Annotated in this window: 14 protein-coding genes; 6 read left to right on the forward strand and 8 right to left on the reverse strand. The window is 70.2% G+C overall.

Translation table 11 applies throughout. From position 1 onward, the window contains the following. Positions 1-6: 6 nt before the first annotated feature. The 3 genes from ABD999_RS20080 to ABD999_RS20090 all read right to left on the reverse strand — a co-directional run bounded on the left by ABD999_RS20080 (position 7) and on the right by ABD999_RS20090 (position 3,647). Positions 7-1,704, reverse strand: a complete 1,698-nt coding sequence (locus ABD999_RS20080; protein WP_345482828.1) for an ABC transporter permease — start codon at positions 1,702-1,704, stop codon at positions 7-9. Positions 1,705-1,709: 5 nt separating this feature from the next. Continuing rightward, the gene (locus tag ABD999_RS20085) at positions 1,710-2,744 is read right to left on the reverse strand and encodes an ABC transporter substrate-binding protein (RefSeq protein ID WP_271276866.1); all 1,035 of its coding nucleotides are present in this window, start codon (positions 2,742-2,744) and stop codon (positions 1,710-1,712) included. A gap of 117 nt (positions 2,745-2,861) precedes the next feature. Then, positions 2,862-3,647, reverse strand: a complete 786-nt coding sequence (locus ABD999_RS20090) for a GntR family transcriptional regulator (protein WP_271276867.1) — start codon at positions 3,645-3,647, stop codon at positions 2,862-2,864. 308 nt (positions 3,648-3,955) lie between these two features. Between ABD999_RS20090 and ABD999_RS20095 the strand changes: the two genes are divergently transcribed. Continuing rightward, positions 3,956-5,137 (forward strand): SGNH/GDSL hydrolase family protein, encoded by a 1,182-nt coding sequence (locus ABD999_RS20095; RefSeq protein ID WP_219550459.1) that lies wholly within the window; start codon positions 3,956-3,958, stop codon positions 5,135-5,137. Positions 5,138-5,984: 847 nt separating this feature from the next. After that, positions 5,985-6,494, forward strand: coding sequence for a DUF1062 domain-containing protein (locus ABD999_RS20100; protein ID WP_271276868.1), 510 nt, complete (start codon positions 5,985-5,987; stop codon positions 6,492-6,494). A gap of 69 nt (positions 6,495-6,563) precedes the next feature. Here ABD999_RS20100 and ABD999_RS20105 read toward each other — a convergent pair whose 3' ends face one another. Beyond that, complete coding sequence (locus tag ABD999_RS20105; RefSeq protein WP_271276869.1) at positions 6,564-7,808, reverse strand: MFS transporter; 1,245 nt, start codon at positions 7,806-7,808, stop codon at positions 6,564-6,566. An 85-nt stretch (positions 7,809-7,893) separates the two neighbouring features. On the opposite strand from ABD999_RS20105, the gene ABD999_RS20110 reads away from it, so the two are divergent. Next, positions 7,894-8,346 (forward strand): winged helix-turn-helix transcriptional regulator, encoded by a 453-nt coding sequence (locus ABD999_RS20110; protein WP_148034776.1) that lies wholly within the window; start codon positions 7,894-7,896, stop codon positions 8,344-8,346. Positions 8,347-8,566: 220 nt separating this feature from the next. On the opposite strand, the gene ABD999_RS20115 is transcribed toward ABD999_RS20110, so the two are convergent. The 3 genes from ABD999_RS20115 to ABD999_RS20125 form a co-directional block, all read right to left on the reverse strand. Next, positions 8,567-9,487 carry an alpha/beta fold hydrolase gene (locus ABD999_RS20115; RefSeq protein ID WP_271276870.1) on the reverse strand — a complete coding sequence of 307 codons (921 nt, stop codon included), beginning with the start codon at positions 9,485-9,487 and terminating at the stop codon, positions 8,567-8,569. Further along, positions 9,484-10,182: a TetR/AcrR family transcriptional regulator gene (locus ABD999_RS20120; RefSeq protein WP_219550467.1), complete on the reverse strand. Its 699-nt coding sequence runs from the start codon at positions 10,180-10,182 to the stop codon at positions 9,484-9,486. Before ABD999_RS20120 ends, ABD999_RS20115 begins: the two co-directional genes overlap by 4 nt. A gap of 70 nt (positions 10,183-10,252) precedes the next feature. Continuing rightward, complete coding sequence (locus tag ABD999_RS20125; protein WP_271276871.1) at positions 10,253-13,441, reverse strand: AfsR/SARP family transcriptional regulator; 3,189 nt, start codon at positions 13,439-13,441, stop codon at positions 10,253-10,255. 142 nt (positions 13,442-13,583) lie between these two features. Here ABD999_RS20125 and ABD999_RS20130 point away from each other — a divergent pair, with 142 nt between their 5' ends. From ABD999_RS20130 to ABD999_RS20140, 3 genes are read left to right on the forward strand one after another with little or no spacing between them, the layout of a single operon-like run. Continuing rightward, positions 13,584-14,177: an NADPH-dependent FMN reductase gene (locus ABD999_RS20130; RefSeq protein ID WP_271276872.1), complete on the forward strand. Its 594-nt coding sequence runs from the start codon at positions 13,584-13,586 to the stop codon at positions 14,175-14,177. Between the two features lie 54 nt (positions 14,178-14,231). Beyond that, complete coding sequence (locus ABD999_RS20135) at positions 14,232-15,692, forward strand: MFS transporter (RefSeq protein WP_271276873.1); 1,461 nt, start codon at positions 14,232-14,234, stop codon at positions 15,690-15,692. Then, a complete protein-coding gene (locus ABD999_RS20140; RefSeq protein ID WP_271276874.1) occupies positions 15,689-16,588 on the forward strand; it encodes an NAD(P)-dependent oxidoreductase in 900 nt (299 codons plus the stop codon). Before ABD999_RS20135 ends, ABD999_RS20140 begins: the two co-directional genes overlap by 4 nt. A 418-nt stretch (positions 16,589-17,006) precedes the next feature. Here ABD999_RS20140 and ABD999_RS20145 read toward each other — a convergent pair whose 3' ends face one another. Then, complete coding sequence (locus tag ABD999_RS20145; protein WP_261808707.1) at positions 17,007-17,465, reverse strand: MarR family winged helix-turn-helix transcriptional regulator; 459 nt, start codon at positions 17,463-17,465, stop codon at positions 17,007-17,009. Positions 17,466-17,664 lie beyond the last annotated feature (199 nt).

Genomic DNA, 17,664 nt, shown 5'->3' on the forward strand with positions numbered 1-17,664 from the left:
CAGGTGTCACAGGTCGTAGAGCCGCAGCCGGGAGCCGAGGGCGAGCTTCGCGACGGCGAGCCCGGCGAAGCTGACCACCATCAGGCCGGCCGCGACGCCGGTCGCGGCGCCCCACTGACCGAACTCGGCGAGGTTGACGATGGTGGGCGCGCCCAGGCCGATGCCCGGCGAGGTCAGGAAGATCACGGCACTCAGCGTGTTGATCGCGTGGAGGAACCCGAACACGAGCGACGTGGTGAACGCGCCGCCCAGCAGGGGGAACATGATCTGGACGATGACCCGGGCGCGCGAGGCGCCGAGGTCGGCGGCTGCCTCGTCGATCGACGGGCTGATCTGGTTGATGGTGGTCACCGCGGTGCGGTAGCCGACCGGGATGGCCCGCACGACCATGACCAGCACCAGGATGAGCGCGGTGCCGGTCAGGGCGATCGGCGGCTCGTTGAACGTGAGCAGCCACGAGATGCCGATCATCGTCCCGGGGATCGCCGACGGCAGCACCGCGAGCCCGTCCAGCACGCCCCGGCCGAAGACCCGCGTGCGGTGCACGACGTACGCGGCGACCAGCGTGCTGATCGTCGTGATGATCGCCGCCGTGGCGGAGAACAGCGCGGAGTTGCGGATGTCGTCACCGCGCAGGAGTGCCGTCTGCCAGTGGTCCAGTGTGAAGCTCCAGTCCGCGCCCCACGCCCGGGTGAACGAGCCGACCAGGATGCTCCCGTAGATGAGGATCATCAGGACGCTGACCAGGCCGAGGACGGTGAGGAGCCCGCGCCGCACCGCCGCGGGCAGCGGCGCGGGCGGCAGGCTCCCCGTCTTCCCCGACACGGTGATGGCGGAGCGCCGCGCGAGGACGCGGCGCTGGATCAGGAAGAGGATCAGCGTCGGTACGAACAGCAGCACGCACAGCACCGCCGCCATCCCGAAGTCCTGCCGGCCCACCGCCTGCACGTACGCCTCGACCGAGAGCACCTGGTACCCGGCACCGATGAGGACGGGGTTGCCGAAGTCGGTGATGACGAACATGCCGACGAGCAGCAGCGCGTTCAGGATCGTGGGGAACGCCAGCGGCAGCGTGACCCGGCGGAAGGTCTGGAACCACGTCCAGCCGAGATCCCGGCTGGCCCACTCCAGGGTGGAGCCGATGTTCTTCAGCGTCGGCAGCAGGGTCAGCGTGGCCATGGGGAAGAAGGCGAGCGTCTGGACGAGCCAGAGCCCGCCGAGGCCGAGGAGGCTGATGTCCAGGCCGAGCAGCTCGTGCGTGACCAGACCGCGCCGCCCGAACAGCAGCAGCACCGCCAGGCCGACGACGAACGGCGGCGAGATCAGCGGGAGCAGGGCCATCACCCGCAGCACGGCCCGGCCCCTGATGTCGGGCCGGCTGAGGGCGTAGGCGAACAGGAAGCCGACCACGGTGGCGCTCAGCGTCGAGGCCACGCCGATGACGACGGTGTTCTTCGCGGCCGTCGCCACACGCGGCTCGGCGAGCCTGCTCCAGGCCTCGCCGTCGGGCTCGAACAGCATGGCGACCGTCGGCACGAGGACGAGCAGGAGGAGCAGGCCGGCGACGTAGGCGACGAGCGTGCCCACCGTGATCCGATCGGCCAGCAGGCGTCTGCGGCTGCGCCGCTGCCAGTCCGGCCGGGACCCGGGGGCCCGCTCGGTCCGCTCTTCCGGTACGACGGTCTGCTGGGTCGTCGAGGGCACGGGCATCAGACCCCGTACCGCTTGGCGAACTCCTTGGACACCGCGTCGCGCATCTCGCCCGCGCGCACCGGGTCGTAGTCCACCAGGTCGAGCTCGGCGAGACCCTGCGCGCCGTCGGGCAGGTCCACGTCGCTGCGCACGGGGTAGGAGTGGACGAGGTCGACGATCATCTGGGACGCCTTCTCACCCTGGAGCCACTGGACGAACTTCTCGCCGCCCTGAGGGTTCGGCGACCCCTGGACGAGCGCGTTGCCGGAGATGACGACGCCGGTCGGCTTGGGGTAGACGAGCTCGATGGGGAACCCGGCCCCGCGCACGTTGAGCAGGTCATGAGCGAAGGAGACGCCTGCGGCATACTCGCCGGTGGCGACCAGCTGCGACGGCGCTCCCCCGCTGTCGGTGTACTGGCCGATCAGCTTGTGGAACTCGTCGAGGAACTTCCACGCACTCGCCTCGTCGCCGTTGCGGAAGATCTGCGTCGCCACGAACGTGTACCCGGTGCCGGACAGCGTCGGGTTCGGCATGACGAGCTGGCCCTTCAGGTCGGGGCGCAGCAGCTCGTCCCACGTCGTCGGGAGCGGGGCGCCGCCGGTCTCCTCCTTCCACCGGTCGGCGTTGACGCCGACGGTCATCAGGATGAGCTCGTTGGCGTGCCAGTAGCCCTCGGGGTCGACGAACCGCTTGTCGATGCCCTCGACCGTGGGCTTGAACGACCGGATCAGCTTCTCCTCGGCGAGCGGTCCGGCGTCCCCGCTGGCCAGGCCGATCACGTCGGCCGCGGGGCGGCCGGCCTCGGCCTTCAGCCGCGCCAGGAGCTCGCCGGCGCTCTGCCGCAGCACCTCGACCTCGATGCCCGACTCGGCCTTGAACGCCTCGGCCAGCCGCCGGGCGGGTTCCTCGGGCATCGGCGTGTACCAGGTCACCGTGCCGCCGGACGCGGATGCGGCGTCGTCGCCGCCGTCGGATCCGCAGGCCGACCCGAGCATGAGGAGTGCGAGAGAGAGCGCGCCTGCGGCGACTCGTAACAGGGACTTGTGCATGTGTGACCGCCTTCGGATCGATGCGCCCGCAGGAAGGGACGCAAGGTCACGATGCACAAAATGGTGTTATCGGTGACGCGAGATGTCAATATCTCTTGTAGACCAATTGACGGGTCGTCATTCCAAAGACGTCGCCTTGTGGGTCACTCCGCGAGGGTGTCCGAGGTCCTCCTCCAGGGTCGACGTGAGGTCCAGCTCCGATGTGATCATGTAGCGGTCGCCGCGGAACAACGTCTGGGTGAACTCGATCGGAACGCCGTCGGACGTGCGGGTCGCGGTCCTGAAGAGGAACGCGGGAGAGTACGGCGGCGCGTCCAGCACGGCCGACTCCTCCTGGCTGAGCACCGTCGGCTCGATGGTCTGCGTGCCCGCCGCCACCTTCAGGCCGTAGCGGTCGGAGAGCAACTCGTAGAGGGACTTCTCCTCCAGCTCCTCGGCGGGCAGGCCGGGCACCAGCGCGTCGGGGAGCGTCGTGGTGGCGAGCGCGATCGGGTCGCCGTCGGCCAGCCGCAGCCGGCGAATCGTCACGATCATGTCGGACGGCGCGATCTGCAGCCGCCAGCTCATGCGGACGCCGGCGTCGGAGCGCTCCACGCCGACGACGCGGGTGGAGGGCGTGATGCCGCGCCGGCGCAGCCCCATCGAGAACGACGACGCCGTCGGCGACTGGGTGATCGTGGGCCGCGCGACGTAGGTGCCGCTGCCCTGCTTGCGGATGAGATGACCGTCCCTGACCAGGTCGTCGACGGCGCGCCGCACCGTGAGCCGGGAGACGCCGCAGTCCTCTTCGAGCACTCGCTCGGGCGGGATCGGATCTCCCACGTTGAGGTCTTCGAGCAGGCTCATGATCCGCTCGCGGACCATGTTGTGCTTGCGCCCGCGACGAGCGTCCGCGTCGCTCACGTCCACCCCCTCCAACCCCTTCAAGGCGACACCCGCACTTCTCCCGCATGTTACGCCACAGCCATGGATTGGTATTGACGACTTGTATACCAACTCTTACAGTCACCGAAGAATCATGACCTTCCGGTGAACCAGGGCGGGGCGCGACGACGCCACCGCCACTCCTCCGTCCCACGGCTGGCCGCGACCGTCAGGCCGGGTCCGATCATCGTCGCATCAGGGCCGACGCATGACCACCCTGCCCAGACCCGCGCCTTCCCCCGACCGGCCTCAACCCTGAACAGCATCGTTCCGACAAGGGAGCACCGATGGGCAACCACATGGTCAATCGACGTCATCTCTTCGGGCTCGCGGGCGCCGGCGGCGCCGCCCTCGCGGTCCCCGGCCTGTTAGCGACGCCGGCGCACGCCGCCGCCCCGCAGCCGCCCGCCGCGTGGCCCACCGAGTTCGTCGAGGTGACGCCCAGCGTCGAGGGCGACATCGCCTGGTACGACGTCTCGCACTGGGGCGTCGAGGGCAAGGGCTGGTCCGACACGGCGGCCTACTACGACCGGCTCCCGGCCAAGGCCGAAGGCGTCGTGACCCCCGAGGTCTGGGTGCGCAGCCGCAACTCCTCGGGGCTTCTGACCCGGTTCGTCACCGACTCGACCATCTTCCGGGCCCGCTACCGGCTCAGCCTTGCCACCGTCGCGATGTACCACATGCCGGCCATCGGCCACAGCGGCGTGGACCTGTACGCGCGCACCCCCGCAGGACAAGACGCCTGGCTCGCCAACACGCACCCGGCGGCGCAGAACGTCGACCAGCAGATGGGCATCGCGGTCGACCCAGGAGAGCGCCTCTACACCGCCTACCTGCCGCTGTACAACAGCCCGCAGCGGCTGGAGATCGGCGTCCAGGCCGGCGCCAAGTTCCTCGGGGCCGCACCGCGCACCACCCCGCCCGCCGTCTTCTACGGCAGCTCGATCATGCAGGGCGGCGTGGCGTCCAGGCCCGGCATGTCCATCACCGCGCTCCTGGGCCGCCGCTTCGACGTCCCCACCGTCAACCTGGGCTTCTCCGGCAACGCGCGGATGGAGCCCGAGATCGCCGAGCTGCTCACCGAGCTCGACGCGTCCGTCTACGTGGTCGACAGCTCCCCCAACATGAACCCGCAGCAGATCGCGGAACGCGCCGAACCCTTCGTCCGCATCCTGCGCGCGGCCCGCCCTGACACGCCCATCGTGCTCGTCGAGGACCGCCGGTACGGGGACGGCCAGTTCGTCGAGTTCCGCCGCACCCGCAACGCCCAGAACGCGGCGGCCCTGCGCACGGCCTACACGAACCTGCGCCGCTCCGGCGTCAGAGGTCTCTCCTACCTCTCGGCCGACAAGCTCCCCGGACCTGAGGAGCTGGTGGACGGCTCGCACCCGAGCGACCTCGGCATGGCGACGTACGCCGACGCGTACGAGAAGGTCCTGCGCCCGATCCTGAAGAGACGAGGCCACTGACCGCCGCTCCGCACTGCCCCGGGGCTCGCGGCACGTCCCGGGGCCACGGCCCGGATTGGAGCACATGATGGACGTGATCATCACAGGCGGCGGGCCCACCGGCCTGATGCATCGCTCGGACGGCCTGGACCAGTACCAGGTGTAGAGGTTCTCCGCCGACGTGTACTCCTCGTCCAGCATTCACGTCATCGAAAAGCTCTGGGCCAGTGCGTGGTGCCTGCACCGGCCAGCCGATCCCGCGGCCGAGGACTGGGTCGCCACCCACGCCTTGGCCCTCCTGGTCGCAGGCGGGAACGCCGAGGGCAATACCCGCTGCGGCGATGAGAGTGGGGCGATGGTGCGGACGAGCCGCGAACAGGGGAACCGACCCGCATGCGGCACCGTCTCGTAACGCATCGCGGGGTTCGGTCAAGTACAAGGTGTAAGCACCGTTGGACGAAGGGAACCCAGCTCTTGCGGCTCGACCAGGAGGGACCGGCGGACCCGTTAGCTCGGACGCAGGGTTTCGAAGCCTTCTACCTGCGACACTGCCAGCGAGCACCGCCGGAAAACCGTTTGATCTTGCCTTCGCGTTTCCGTACGTTTCTTACGGCCCGTCGTCGTGAGGACAGAGGACGCACCGCGTGACCCCGCCTGCTCTTTAACCTGACACTTTTCTTCGCTCACCTTCAAGCCGACCCTCCCGTCGGCTCTGCCGGGCTGCCCGTGCGCGCCCGGTCATACGGCGTTCGAGGCCGCGCGCAATCGGCCTTGTGTCAGGTCTAGAGAGATCATGTCTTCACAACCTCATACTGTGCTGCCCTGGATCGTTCGTCGGGTCAGGCTGCCTCTGCTGTCCTTGCGGTGCGTGGACTGCCGGTCGGAGTCGGCCACCACCGGCGAGGGCAGGTTCCGTGTCAACGCCAACCGCAAACTGCTGGACGTGTGGCTGCTGGTCCGCTGCGTGTCCTGCGACCGGACGAGCAAGCTCACCGTGCACGAGCGAATGCCGGTCAGGTCCTTCGATCCGGTCGAGCTCGAGGGCTACTACGCCAACGACCCGAAGCTGGTGGCGGCCAGGCTGCTGGATCCGCTGCTCGCCCGCCGCAACCGCTTCACCCTGGATTGGACAGGGGCCTGGCGGCTGGACACCCCGTCGGCGTGGCTCGACGGGCCGTGGCCGTTCCAAGCGCAGGTCGTGTTCGGGGACCCGGTGCCAGTGCGCCCGGACAACCTCATCGCGCAGGGGCTCGGCCTCAGCAGGAACGAGGTGCTGCGCAGGGTCAAGTGCGACCTTCCGCTGCGCCGTCCAACGACTGCCGGATTCACCTTCACGGTGATGGCCTGGGACTACCGGGAAGGCAGCCGCGGCGCGTGACCGGACCTTCCGGCTCGGTCAATGCCCACCGCTCATCGGATAAGTCCGTCGCGTACGGCTTGCGTTCACTCACCCGGATATCTCAGCACGGCCACGCCCACCAGGTGGGCATGCCGATACGGACGCACTTGGTTGTTGCGTCCGAGGTGGGGCGGTGAAACGTCGGGTCGAGGTGGCGACGAGGAGTCCGAGTGCGGCGTAGGCTGCGCCGAGCAGGCTGGCGGCCGGCCATCCCATGGCGCTGTAGGCCCAGGTGGTGGTGATCGCACCGAGCGCGGAGCCGAGGGAGTAGAAGGCCATGTAGGCGCCGATGACGCTGCTGCTCTGGTCGGGGCGGGCGGTGGTGAGCAGGTGCTGGCTGCTGACGTGAACGGCTTGCACGGCGAAGTCCAGGACGATGACGCCGACGATCAACAGCCACAGCGATGACCGAGCTTGACCGATCAGCAGCCATGAGGCTGCGAGCAGGGCCAGCGACCAGCCGGTGACCGAGGGCGCCAGGCCCCGGTCGGCCCATCGGCCGGCCCGGGCCGCGCTCAGCGCCCCGGTGAGACCGGCGAGTCCGAACAATCCGATCTCGGTAGTGCCGAAGTGCCACGGCTCGTCGCCGAGCGGGAGCGCCAGTCCGCTCCACAGCGTGCCGAAGGAGGCGAACAGGAAGAACGCGACCAGTCCCCGGCTGAGGAAGAGCCGGTCGCCGACGACCAGACGACCCAGCGATGACAGCAGCTGCCCGTACCGGGCTCGGGGGCGGCGGATGTCGGCCTCAAGGGTGAATCGGGCGGCGAGCGCGAGCATCGCGCAAAGCCCGGCGATGACGAGGTAGACCGTGCGCCAGTCGGTCAGCTCGCCCAGTGTGCCCGCGACCACCCGTACTCCGAGTATCCCGATGACCACGCCCGAGGTGACCGCTCCGATGTTGCGGCCGCGCTCGCCGGCCGGTGAGACGGTGGCGACGTAGGCCACCGTGATCTGGACGACCACGGCGAACAGTCCGGCCAGGGCCAGGCCCGCGATCGCGATGCCACCGCTGGGCGCGGCGGAGGCCACCCCCGCACCTGCTGCTGTGAGCAGCAGGTGCACCGTGATGAGTCTGCGGCGGTCGAACAGGTCACCGAGCGGGACCAGCAGCACCAGCCCTGCGAGATAGCCGATCTGGCCGGCGGCGACCAGCCACCCCAGTGCTCCTTCCCCCAGCCCGAGGTCCTCGCCCGCGGCCTCGAGGACCGGCTGGATGCCGTAGATGGTCGACACCGCCGCCGCGCACACCAGCGCGAGCACGGTCCGCTGCCTTCCGGCCAATCCTGACGGCACGTCACCCTCCAATAGGTTTCGAAATGCAACCTATCCAAGGTAAGGGCATAATGGTTGCAGATTGCAACTCATCACGGAGGAGTCAGTGGACGTCACGCTCGCCGCAGGAGGCGCTTGGACCGACCCGGCCTGCCCGGTCGCGCGGACCGTCGACCTGATAGGCGACCGGTGGAGCCTGCTGATCATCCGCGACGCGATGGACGGGGCGACGACCTACACCGAGTTCCATCAGCGACTGGGGATCGCCCGCAACATCCTCGCCGACCGGCTCCGCAAACTCGTCGAGCACGGCATCCTCGACAAGAGCGCCGCCGCCTACGGCAGGCGGCACACATACCGGCTCACCGAAGCGGGGCAGGACCTCTTCACGGCCGTCGTCGCCCTGCGTCAATGGGGCGAGCGCCACGCCTTCGCCCCGGACGAGCCACACTCCGTTCTCGTCGACGACCGAGGGCGGGAGCTTCCCGAACTCCACCCGCTCGACCAAGACGGCGCGCCGCTCTCCGCCGAGGCGTCGCACGTCCGGAAAACCGCCTGAGCCCGGCCGCGCCAGAACCCGTCCCATCGGGCTCTGCAATCGATGTCCCTCCCAGGGCCGAGTCTGCGGCCGGCTCACTGCCTGCGGCTGCGAAGCGTCGTTCCGGGCCTGCTCAAGAACCGTCGCCTCGCGGCCGAAGACAGGTCCTCGAAGCCCTCACGATCCCAACGCCTTCCCGCTCAACCGCGACCGAGGACACGGCCATCACCGGCAGCGACGATCACTTGCCGGGAACGACTCGGTGGTTCCGCGCGTTCGGGCGCGTCGCAAGGGTGGTGATGAAGGTGGCGATCTCGACGGGGTTCTCTTCGGCCATGAAGTGACCGGACGCGGTCGGCTGGTAGGTCAGGTCCGGCGCCCAGGCCCGCCACAGTGATGCGGCGTCGAAGCCGAGCTGGGAGCCCCAGTCCTGAGAGATGACGCCGACCGGCATAGCGAGCTGCGCACCACGCTCACGGTCGGCTCGATCCATCTCGAGATCGATGCTCGCGGTGGCCCGGTAGTCGGCCACGATGGAGTCGACCGCGGCGACCGAGCTGTCGATGTAGTGGGCGCGCTCCTCATGGGTGAAAGTCGTGCCGCTGGGGTCCCAGGCGTCCAGGAAGGAGCCGAAGAACTCCGGAGCGACCGCGCGGATCATCTTCTCGGGAAGCCCGACGGGCTGAGCCATCAGGTACAGGTGCCAGGCGACCTTGGCGTCGACTCCCCGGAGAACGGCCCAGGTGTCGAGGGTGGGCAGGACGTCGAGGATTCCCAGGTAGTCCACGACGGCGGGGTGGTCCAAGCCTGCGCGGACGGCGACCAGCGCGCCGCGGTCGTGCCCGACGAGCCCGAAGTGGTCCACGCCGAGGGCGGACGCGACCGTCACGATGTCCTGAGCCATCGTGCGCTTGGAGTACGTGGCGGGGTCACTCCCGTCCGGCTTGTCGCTGTCGCCGTATCCGCGCAGGTCAGGGACGATGACCCGGTGGTCGTCGGCGAGCCTCGCCGCTACGTGGCGCCACATGTAGTGGGTCTGCGGGAACCCGTGCAGGAGGACCACGGCCGGCCCGCTCCCGCCGACGGCGACGTTGAGGTTGACGCCGTCGGCGCCGGGGATGGTCCGGTAGTCGAAGCCGCTGATCGTCAGTCGGGTGGTCATGCGTTCTCCTTCGCGTCAGGCGCGGCGGTCTCATGGGCGGTGAGGGCTGGGCGGCCGGAGAAGATCCCGGCGGGCAGGGGGGCACGCCCGGACGATGCCTTCAGGGCTGGGATGACGACGGTGTCGACGAGTGCGGACAGGTACTCCTCGTCGACCGCGAGGCCGTTGACCCGTCGCAGCAGGAGGGCGGCACCGACCACCTCCTCGAAGGCGAACGGGTCCGCGCCGTCGGGCAGCTCGCCGCGTGCGATCGCGGTGTCGATGACCCGTCGAGGCAACCGAGCACCTGTTGGGCCGACGGCGTTCTCGATGGCCTCGCACAGGCCCGGGTCCTCCAGACCCGCCTGCAGAAGCAGCATCGCGGTCTGACTGTCCGCGGCGCGCATGGTCTGGTCCAGCCGCCGGCACAGGCTCAGCACGTCCCCGCGCAGGGTGCCCGTGTCGATCGGCTCACCGGCCTCGCGCTCCGCGGGCCCTGCCTTGACCGCGGCGATCACCATCTCCCGCTTGGACCCCCACCGTCGGTACAGGCTCGCCTTGGATGTCTGGCACCGCCGGGCGACCTCCTCGAAGGACACCCCCTGGTAACCGGACTCCCCCAGCACCTCCAGGACGACAGCGGTGATCCGCTGATCCAGAGCCGCGTCACGGGGACGGCCGCGCGCCGCCCCCTCACCATTATCTCGATACGTCACGTACCGTATCGTAATACATGTACGGCGGTTGACTGCGCGTTCGCTGATACCGAAGGCACGGACAGGCTTGTCAGGCCGTGGCGTGGCCTTCGGCGAAGGCCGTGGCGAAGGCGTCGTCGCCGAGTGCGGACCGCGCCGTGGCCGTGATGCGGTCGACGTCCCCGTGCTCCTCGGGTGGCAGGGGTGCGCCCGCGGACCGGCGCAGGGCGGCGGCTTCGCCGAGGAGTCGTGCCGCTTCCGCATGGGCGCCCGTCAGGGCCGCCGTGCCGGCCAAGCCTTCCAGGGCGAGCGCGATCGCCCTGGGGTCGCCGGTGTCCTGTGCGACGGCGAGGGCCTCCCGGTGGAGTTCCTCCGCCACGGCGGCGTCTCCTCTCTGCTCGGCGGCGAAGCCGAGCTCGGCCAGCCCGAGCGCGATGCCCGGCGCGTACCGCACCTCGCGTTCCCAGGCGAGGACGTCGCGCATGTGGGCCTCGGCGTCGTCGAGGCGGCCCGCTCGGCGGGCGGTGAGGGCCAGGCCGGTGCGGGCGAAGGTCTCGCCTGTGCGGTAACCGTGCTCGGCGGCGAGGGTCCTGGCTCGCTCGTGGCGCCGGTCGGACTCGGCGTGGTCGCCGGCCAGCAGGGCGATCCGGCCGAGCCCGGACTGGAGCAGCGAGACCTGCAGCCACAGCCCGAGTTCCTCGGCCAGCCGGAGTCCGGTGCGGCCGAGATCGGCGGACCTGCGATGGTCGCCCTTGATCTCCGCGAGCCTGCCGAGCAGGTCGATGGCCCGTACCTGCCCCCACCGGTCCCCCAGCTCTTCGAATATCGCCAGGCTCTCGTTCCCGGCTCGTTCGAGCGTGCCGAGGTCGCTGCGGACGAGTGCGTGGTTGGCCACGGTGGCCAGGGCCGCGGCGGTGCCCCAGCGGTCGCCGAGCCGCTGGAGCACGGGGAGCGCCCGGTTGACCAGGTCCTGGCTGAGTGCCAGGTCGCCGGCTCCGAGCAGCACGTCGCTGAGGAACCACTCCGCTCTGGCGCGTTCGCCGGGGTCGGCGATGGTCTCCGCAGGCGTACGGAAGTCCGTCGTACGCTCGCCCAGCAGATCCAGCCCGGTCTGCCAGGCCTCGGCCCGTGCTCTCGTCGCGGCGGGGGCCGCCCCCCGGATGGCCAGCGCCATCGTGAACGCGCGCCGGCCCTCACCGATCCTCCCGCGCAGGAACCAGTACCAGGCCAGCGCGTTGACCAGGCGCAGTGCGAGGCCGGCGTCCTGCCGCCGGACGGCCTCCTCCAGCGCCGCGCGCAGGTTGCCGTGTTCCGCGTCCAGGCGCCGAAGCCAGCGCCGCTGGTCAGGGCCATGCAGCCGCGGCTCCGCGCGCTCGGCCAGTTCGGTGTGGAAGATCAGGTGCCGGAGGCGGATCCGTTCGGTCTCACCGGCCTCCTCCAGACGGTCCAGCGCGTAGGCCGCGACCGATTCCAGCAGCCGGTAGCGGCTGCTGCCCGCTCCACCGGCCCTGACCACCATCGAACGGTCGACGAGGCGGGCCAGCAGGTCGAGGACGTCCTCCGGCGCCACGTCGCCGCCGTCCGCGCAGATCACCTCGGCCGCCTCCAGCGCGCAGCCCTCCGTGTGTACGGCGAGGCGCCGCAGGACAAGGCGTTCCGGCTCGGACAGCAGCTCCCAGCTCCAGTCGATCATCGCGCGCAGGGTCCGCTGCCGCGCCGGGGCGCCGCGGTGCCCGGAGGAGAGCAGCCGGAACCGGTCGTCGAGCCGTTCGGCCAGGTCGTGGACGTCCAGTGCGCGCAGGCGGGTGGCCGCCAGCTCCAGGGCCAGCGGGACGCCGTCCAGCCGGCGGCAGATCGCCGCGACCACCCGGGCGTTGGTGTGGTCGATCACGAACCCGGGAACGGCGGCCGCCGCGCGCGCCTCGAACAACCGGACGGCGCTGAACCTGCGGAGGGTCGCCACCCCGGTCTCGGCCGGGGAGAGGGGCGCCTCCAGCGGCGGGACCGGCCAGACGGACTCCCCGGCGAGCCCCAGGGGCTCCTGACTGGTGGCGAGGATCCGCACCTCCGGCGCGGCCCGCAGCAGCCGCTCGCTCAACGCGGCGACCTCGTCGATCACGTGCTCGCAGTTGTCCAGGACGAGCAGTGTCCGGCGGGTACGCAACGCGTCGGCGAGCCGTTCCGCCGGATCCGAGGGAGCGCCGGAACGCGGCATGCCGGGGGCGGTGTCGTCGCGGATGTCGAGCACGGCGATGACCTTCTCCACGAGCCGATCGGTCCCGGGCGCCCCGGCCGTCCTGTCGAGGCCGGCCAGTTCGACGAGCCACACGCCGTCAGGGTGATCCGCGGCGACGCCCGCGGCGGTCTCCAAAGCCATCCGCGTCTTGCCGACACCGCCCGGGCCGGTGAGCGTGACCAGCCTGGCCGACTTCAGCAGCGCCTGGACCTGGGCCATCGCCTCCTCACGCCCGACCAGCTCGCTGATCTGCGCGGGCAGGTTCGTCCGCGGCGCCGCCTCTGGCGCGGTGGCCAGGGCAGGGTCCTGCTCGAGGATCCGGCGGTGGAGTCCGGCGATCTCCGGCCCTGGGTCCAGGCCCAGTTCCTCACGCAGCCGCGTCAGCAGGTCGGCGTAGGTCTCCAGGGCGTCGCTCTGCCGGCCGGTGCCGTACAGGGCGCGCATGTACGCGGCGCGGAGGCGTTCGCGCAGCGGATGGCGTTCGACCAGGTCGCCCAGTTCGCCCGCCAGGGCGCCCAGCTCACCGATCTCCAGCCGCGCCTCCGCCCGTTCCTCCAGGGCGGTGAGCCGCTGCTCTTCCAGGAGCGCCATCGGCAACCGCGCGAACTCCTCGTCGGCGAAGTCGGCGTAGGCCGGCCCGCGCCACAGCTCCAGCGCCTCGGTCAGCAGGCCCGCCCGTGACCGCGGGCTGGGCGCCTCGCGCGCCCGCGCCAGCAGCCCGGTGAACCGCATCGCGTCGACGGCCTCCGCATCGATCCCAAGCCGGTACCCCACGGTCTCCTCGAAGGACACCAGGTTCCTGGCGCCCGGCTCGGCCTCGTCCAGGGCGCGGCGCAGCTGCGAGACCTTGACCTGGAGTGCCCCGGACGGATTGCGCGGCGGCGCGTCACCCCACAGGTCGTCGATCAGCCGGTCCACCGGCACCGGCCGCCCCTCATGCCCGAGGAGCACGGCCAGCAGCGCGCGGACCTTCGCCCCGCGCACCACCACCGGGGCGCCGTCCGCCGTCCATACCCCCAGCGGCCCGAGCACCCCGAATCGCATGTCGTCACACTATCTGGCGCTTTCCCCGGCCCCGCTTACCGCGGCCCGCCGCCGGCGAGAAGCGCGCGGTAAGAGCCGGAAAAGCGCCGGTCGCCATGCTCGTCCCACCGAGCCGCACAGGAAGTTTCGAAGGGAGAGAGCGATGACCGCGACCGCACCGCTGAACGTCGCCATCATCACCGGCAGCATCCGGGACCGCCGGTTCGGTCCCACGGTGGCCGAATGGTTCGCCGGGGAGGCCCGCCGGCACCCCGCCCTCCGTCTCGACATCATCGACCTCGCCGATGTCGCCCTGCCCGCCGTACTCGCCGCTGACGACACGGGGCCTTCCGAGGCGCCAGAACCGGTACGGAAGCTCGGAGCACGGCTGGACCGGGCCGACGCGTTCGTGATCGTCACGCCGGAGTACAACCGCAGCTTCCCCGCCTCGCTCAAGACGGCCATCGACTGGTACGTCGACGAATGGCAGGCCAAACCGGTCGGCTTCGTCTCCTACGGCGGAGCCTCCGGAGGTCTGCGCGCCGTCGAGCACCTCAGGCAGGTCTTCGCCGAGCTCCACGCCGTCACCGTCCGCAACACGGTGAGCTTCCACTCCTGCCGGGACAAGTTCGACGACCACGGCCGCCCGATCGACGAGGTCGGCTGCCGCGCGGCGGCGGAGAGCCTGATCGACCAGCTGACCTGGTGGGCCCGCACCCTTCGTGACGCCCGTGCGGAACGCCCCTACGTGGCGTGACAGAAGCCTTGCCCCGAACCTTCTGAGGAGATCGCGATGCCATCGCCACAAAGAATGACCACCAGCGCCAGGTCGCGCTGGATCCTCGCTCTGCTGGCCTTCTCCAGCCTGATCACGTCGCTCGACTTCACCATCGTGTACGTGGCGCTGCCCGACATCGCCCGCGAGGTCGGGCTGTCCGGTCACGCCGTCCAATGGGTGGTCAGCGCCTACGCCATCTTCTTCGGCGGCTTCCTGCTGCTGGGCGGCCGCTCGTCCGACCTGCTCGGCCGCCGCCGCATGTTCGTCCTGGGCATGCTCCTGTTCGGCGGTGCCTCGCTCCTGGGTGGCCTGGCGACCTCACCCGCGACACTGATCGCGGCGCGGGCGCTCCAGGGAATCGGCGGCGCCTTCCTGTTCCCGGCCACGCTCTCGCTGGTCACCACCAGGTTCACCGAAGGCCGCGAGCGCGTACGCGCCCTGGCCGTGTGGGCCATGGCAGGCGCTGGCGGGCTGAGCCTGGGCGCCCTGCTCGGCGGTGTGCTGACCCACGCGTTCGGCTGGGAGGCGGTGTTCCTGGTGAACGTGCCGCTGGTCGTGGCGGGCACCGTGGGCGCGTTCGCCCTGCTCGACGTGGACGGCCCGCGCCAACGGGGACGCGGCTTCGACATCCCGGGCGCCCTGACCGGAACGGCCGGGCTGACCCTGCTCGTCTTCGCCATCGCCCAGGGCCCGGAGATCGGCTGGAACACGACCTCCGTCCTCGCCTCCGCCGTCCTCGCCGTGGCGCTGCTGACCGCGTTCGTCGTCATCGAGGCCCGCACCAGGCACCCGCTGATGCCGCTGCGGCTGTTCGCCAACCCCAACGTCCGCGCCGGCCTGCTGGTGATCCTCACCTTCGGCATCACCATGCAGAACCTGGTCTACTTCCTCACCCTGTACGTCCAGGACGTGCTCGGCTACTCGGCACTGCAGGCAGGGCTGGTCTTCCTGGGCCTCTCCGTGGTGATCGGCATCGCCAACTTCGTCGCGGAACGACTGATCAACCGCATCGGCGCCCGAGCCACCTTGATCATCGCCCTGCTGCTCGGCTCCGCCGGCGGCGCGCTGATGGCCGCGGGCATGCGCGCCGACGGCTCGTACTGGACGATCCTCGCCGGCCTGATCGTGTACGGCATGGGCATGGGAACGATCTACCCGACCATGTTCGGCGTCTCGGGCACCGGCGTGGCCGACAACGACCAGGGCGCCGCAGGGGGCATGGCCAACACCGCCCTCCAGGTCGGCACCGGCGTGGGCCTGGCCATCCTGGTCAGCGTCTCCGCCTCCGGGCTCACCGGGCTGACCGGCGAGGCGCTGCGCGCCGCCACCTCCGACGGCCTGCGCGACGCGGTCTACCTCGCGGCCGCACTCACCCTCGCAGGCATCCTCGCCGCCCTGACCATCACCCGCCGCACCACCCCGGCCACCCCGTCACCGACCTTGGCCGAACCACCGAACGCACCCCACGCTTCGACACGAAGGGCGTCATCATGACGACGACCAGGAACCCGACCGCCGCGACCAGCCAGGTCACCGTACTGGGGCTCGGTGAGATGGGGTCGGCGATCGCCAGGACCTTCGTCGACCGCGGCCATCGCACGACGGTCTGGAACCGGACCGCGAGCAGGAGCACCCCGTTGGTGGAGAGCGGCGCCACGGCCGCCGCCACGGCCGCCGAGGCGGTGGCGGCGAGCCCGCTGGTCATCGTCTGCCTGCTCGACAACACGGCGGTCGAGGAGGTGCTGGCGTCCGTGGGGCCGGCGGTCGCGGGCAAGGTGCTGGTGAACGTGACCAGTGGCTCCGCAGGCCAGGCTCGGGCCAACGAGCGCTGGGCGCGTGAACACGGCGCGGAGTACATCGACGGCAAGATCATGGGGGATCCGCCATACGTGGGAACCCCCGACGTCATGTTTCCCTTCAGCGGTTCCCGTGGGGCCTTCGACGCTCACGAGCCGACGCTGCGGGAACTGGGCGCCATCGCCTACCACGGTGAGGACGCCGGTCTGGCAGCCGTGGAGTTCATGGCCCAGGTCGCGGTGGGCTACGAACTGCTCATCGGCTATCTGCACGTGCTCCGCCTGGTCCAGGCGGAAGGGGTCGACGTGGTGGAGTTCACCGAGCGCGTCGCCGGTTCTGTGGCCATGTACCCGTCGTTGCTGACCTCGATGGGCAAGGCCGTCCAGAGCGGCGAGTACGCACCGGATCTCGGTCCGCTCTACGTCCAGGCGGCGCTGATGGACGACATGATCGACCACCGCGAATCCCTCGGCGTGGAAGCCGTACGGATGAAGGAGGTCAAGGAACTGATGGACCGCAGGATCGCCGGCGGCCACGGCGACCAAGGCTTCTCCAGCCTGTTCGAGCTGCTGGGCCGGCCCAGCCGAGCCTAGACCGCGTACCCATCACACGTGGGCGTAGCTCTGGCGTGGCGGGTCTGTGGATCGCCAGACTCGCCGGGTTCGAGCTACGCCCAAGCACGATGCTGGACCCGGTTTGGTGGACACCTCCTCTGGGGATCCCTGGTTTCCGAATAAAGAAGTCTGCTGTGCGGAACAACCATCCACCAGAGTGTGACGGTCCGTCCGGGTGGGTGACGGCCGAGGTCACGGTCCAGACAGCGAGAAGGCCGGCCCCTGACCTGCTGCGATGTGGTGGGCGATACTGGCCCTCCCCTTTGGGGGACTGTGGAGAGACCGGCAGTCTCGGACACCCGCCGCGATGATCAGCGTGAAATGCTCACTGACCCGATCCGGCTTCAGCTCTGAGCCGTCTTCCCAGGTGAAGGCTTCTGCGAGCGAAGGACTGAGGTCAGGGTCGCGTGTCCGAGTGGAGGGCTCGGGCGCACAGGGTGAGCGTTTCCGCGAGTGTCGTGCGGTCCGGGTCGTCGATCTCGGCGAGCATGACGGCTTCGATGCTGTCGAGGGAGCGGTCGCATCGCCGGAGGGTGCTCAGGCCCTTCGGGGTGAGGCGGGTGCGCAGAGCGCGGCCGCCGTCGGGATGCGGGTCGCGGCGGATCAGGCCGCGTTGTTCGAGATCGCGGATGACCAGGTTCATCGCCTGCGGGGTGACGAAGGCGATGCGGGCCAGGTCGGCCGAGGACGGGGCGTCGCGCAGGCGCAGCTCGCTGAGCGCCATGTATCCGGTGGTCGTCATGCCGTGCCGGGCGAGCGCATCGTCCAGGCAGGCGCGGATGCGGCGTTCCAGCCGGAACACGAGGTAGCTCACACGGGGCGGCGGCGCGTCCGCGGGGACACCCGGATCGGTCACCAGGAGACGATATCGCGCCCCTGTCAGTACGGGCCCCGATGTAAGTTTCTCACCCCGTTATCAAGGTCCTTGATAGCAAGTTACTTGATAACCATGGGAAACGGCTCTGCGCCAGGTGAACCGGCGGGGACGCCCAGCGGGCGTGCATTGACGGTGGATCGTGGCCCTTCTATTTTCCAGCGAACCGACGTCATTACGC

The organism is Nonomuraea ferruginea (assembly GCF_039540635.1).
Taxonomy (GTDB): domain Bacteria; phylum Actinomycetota; class Actinomycetes; order Streptosporangiales; family Streptosporangiaceae; genus Nonomuraea; species Nonomuraea ferruginea.

Bases quoted from the DNA above. Each gene is read 5' to 3' on its own strand.
- ABD999_RS20135 (WP_271276873.1), top strand. From the start codon at position 14,232: ATGACCACCAGCGCCAGGTCGCGCTGGATCCTCGCTCTGCTGGCCTTC.
- ABD999_RS20095 (WP_219550459.1), top strand. From the start codon at position 3,956: ATGGGCAACCACATGGTCAATCGACGTCATCTCTTCGGGCTCGCGGGC.
- ABD999_RS20115 (WP_271276870.1), bottom strand. From the start codon at position 9,487: ATGACCACCCGACTGACGATCAGCGGCTTCGACTACCGGACCATCCCC.
- ABD999_RS20130 (WP_271276872.1), top strand. From the start codon at position 13,584: ATGACCGCGACCGCACCGCTGAACGTCGCCATCATCACCGGCAGCATC.
- ABD999_RS20140 (WP_271276874.1), top strand. From the start codon at position 15,689: ATGACGACGACCAGGAACCCGACCGCCGCGACCAGCCAGGTCACCGTA.
- ABD999_RS20085 (WP_271276866.1), bottom strand. From the start codon at position 2,744: ATGCACAAGTCCCTGTTACGAGTCGCCGCAGGCGCGCTCTCTCTCGCA.
- ABD999_RS20125 (WP_271276871.1), bottom strand. From the start codon at position 13,441: ATGCGATTCGGGGTGCTCGGGCCGCTGGGGGTATGGACGGCGGACGGC.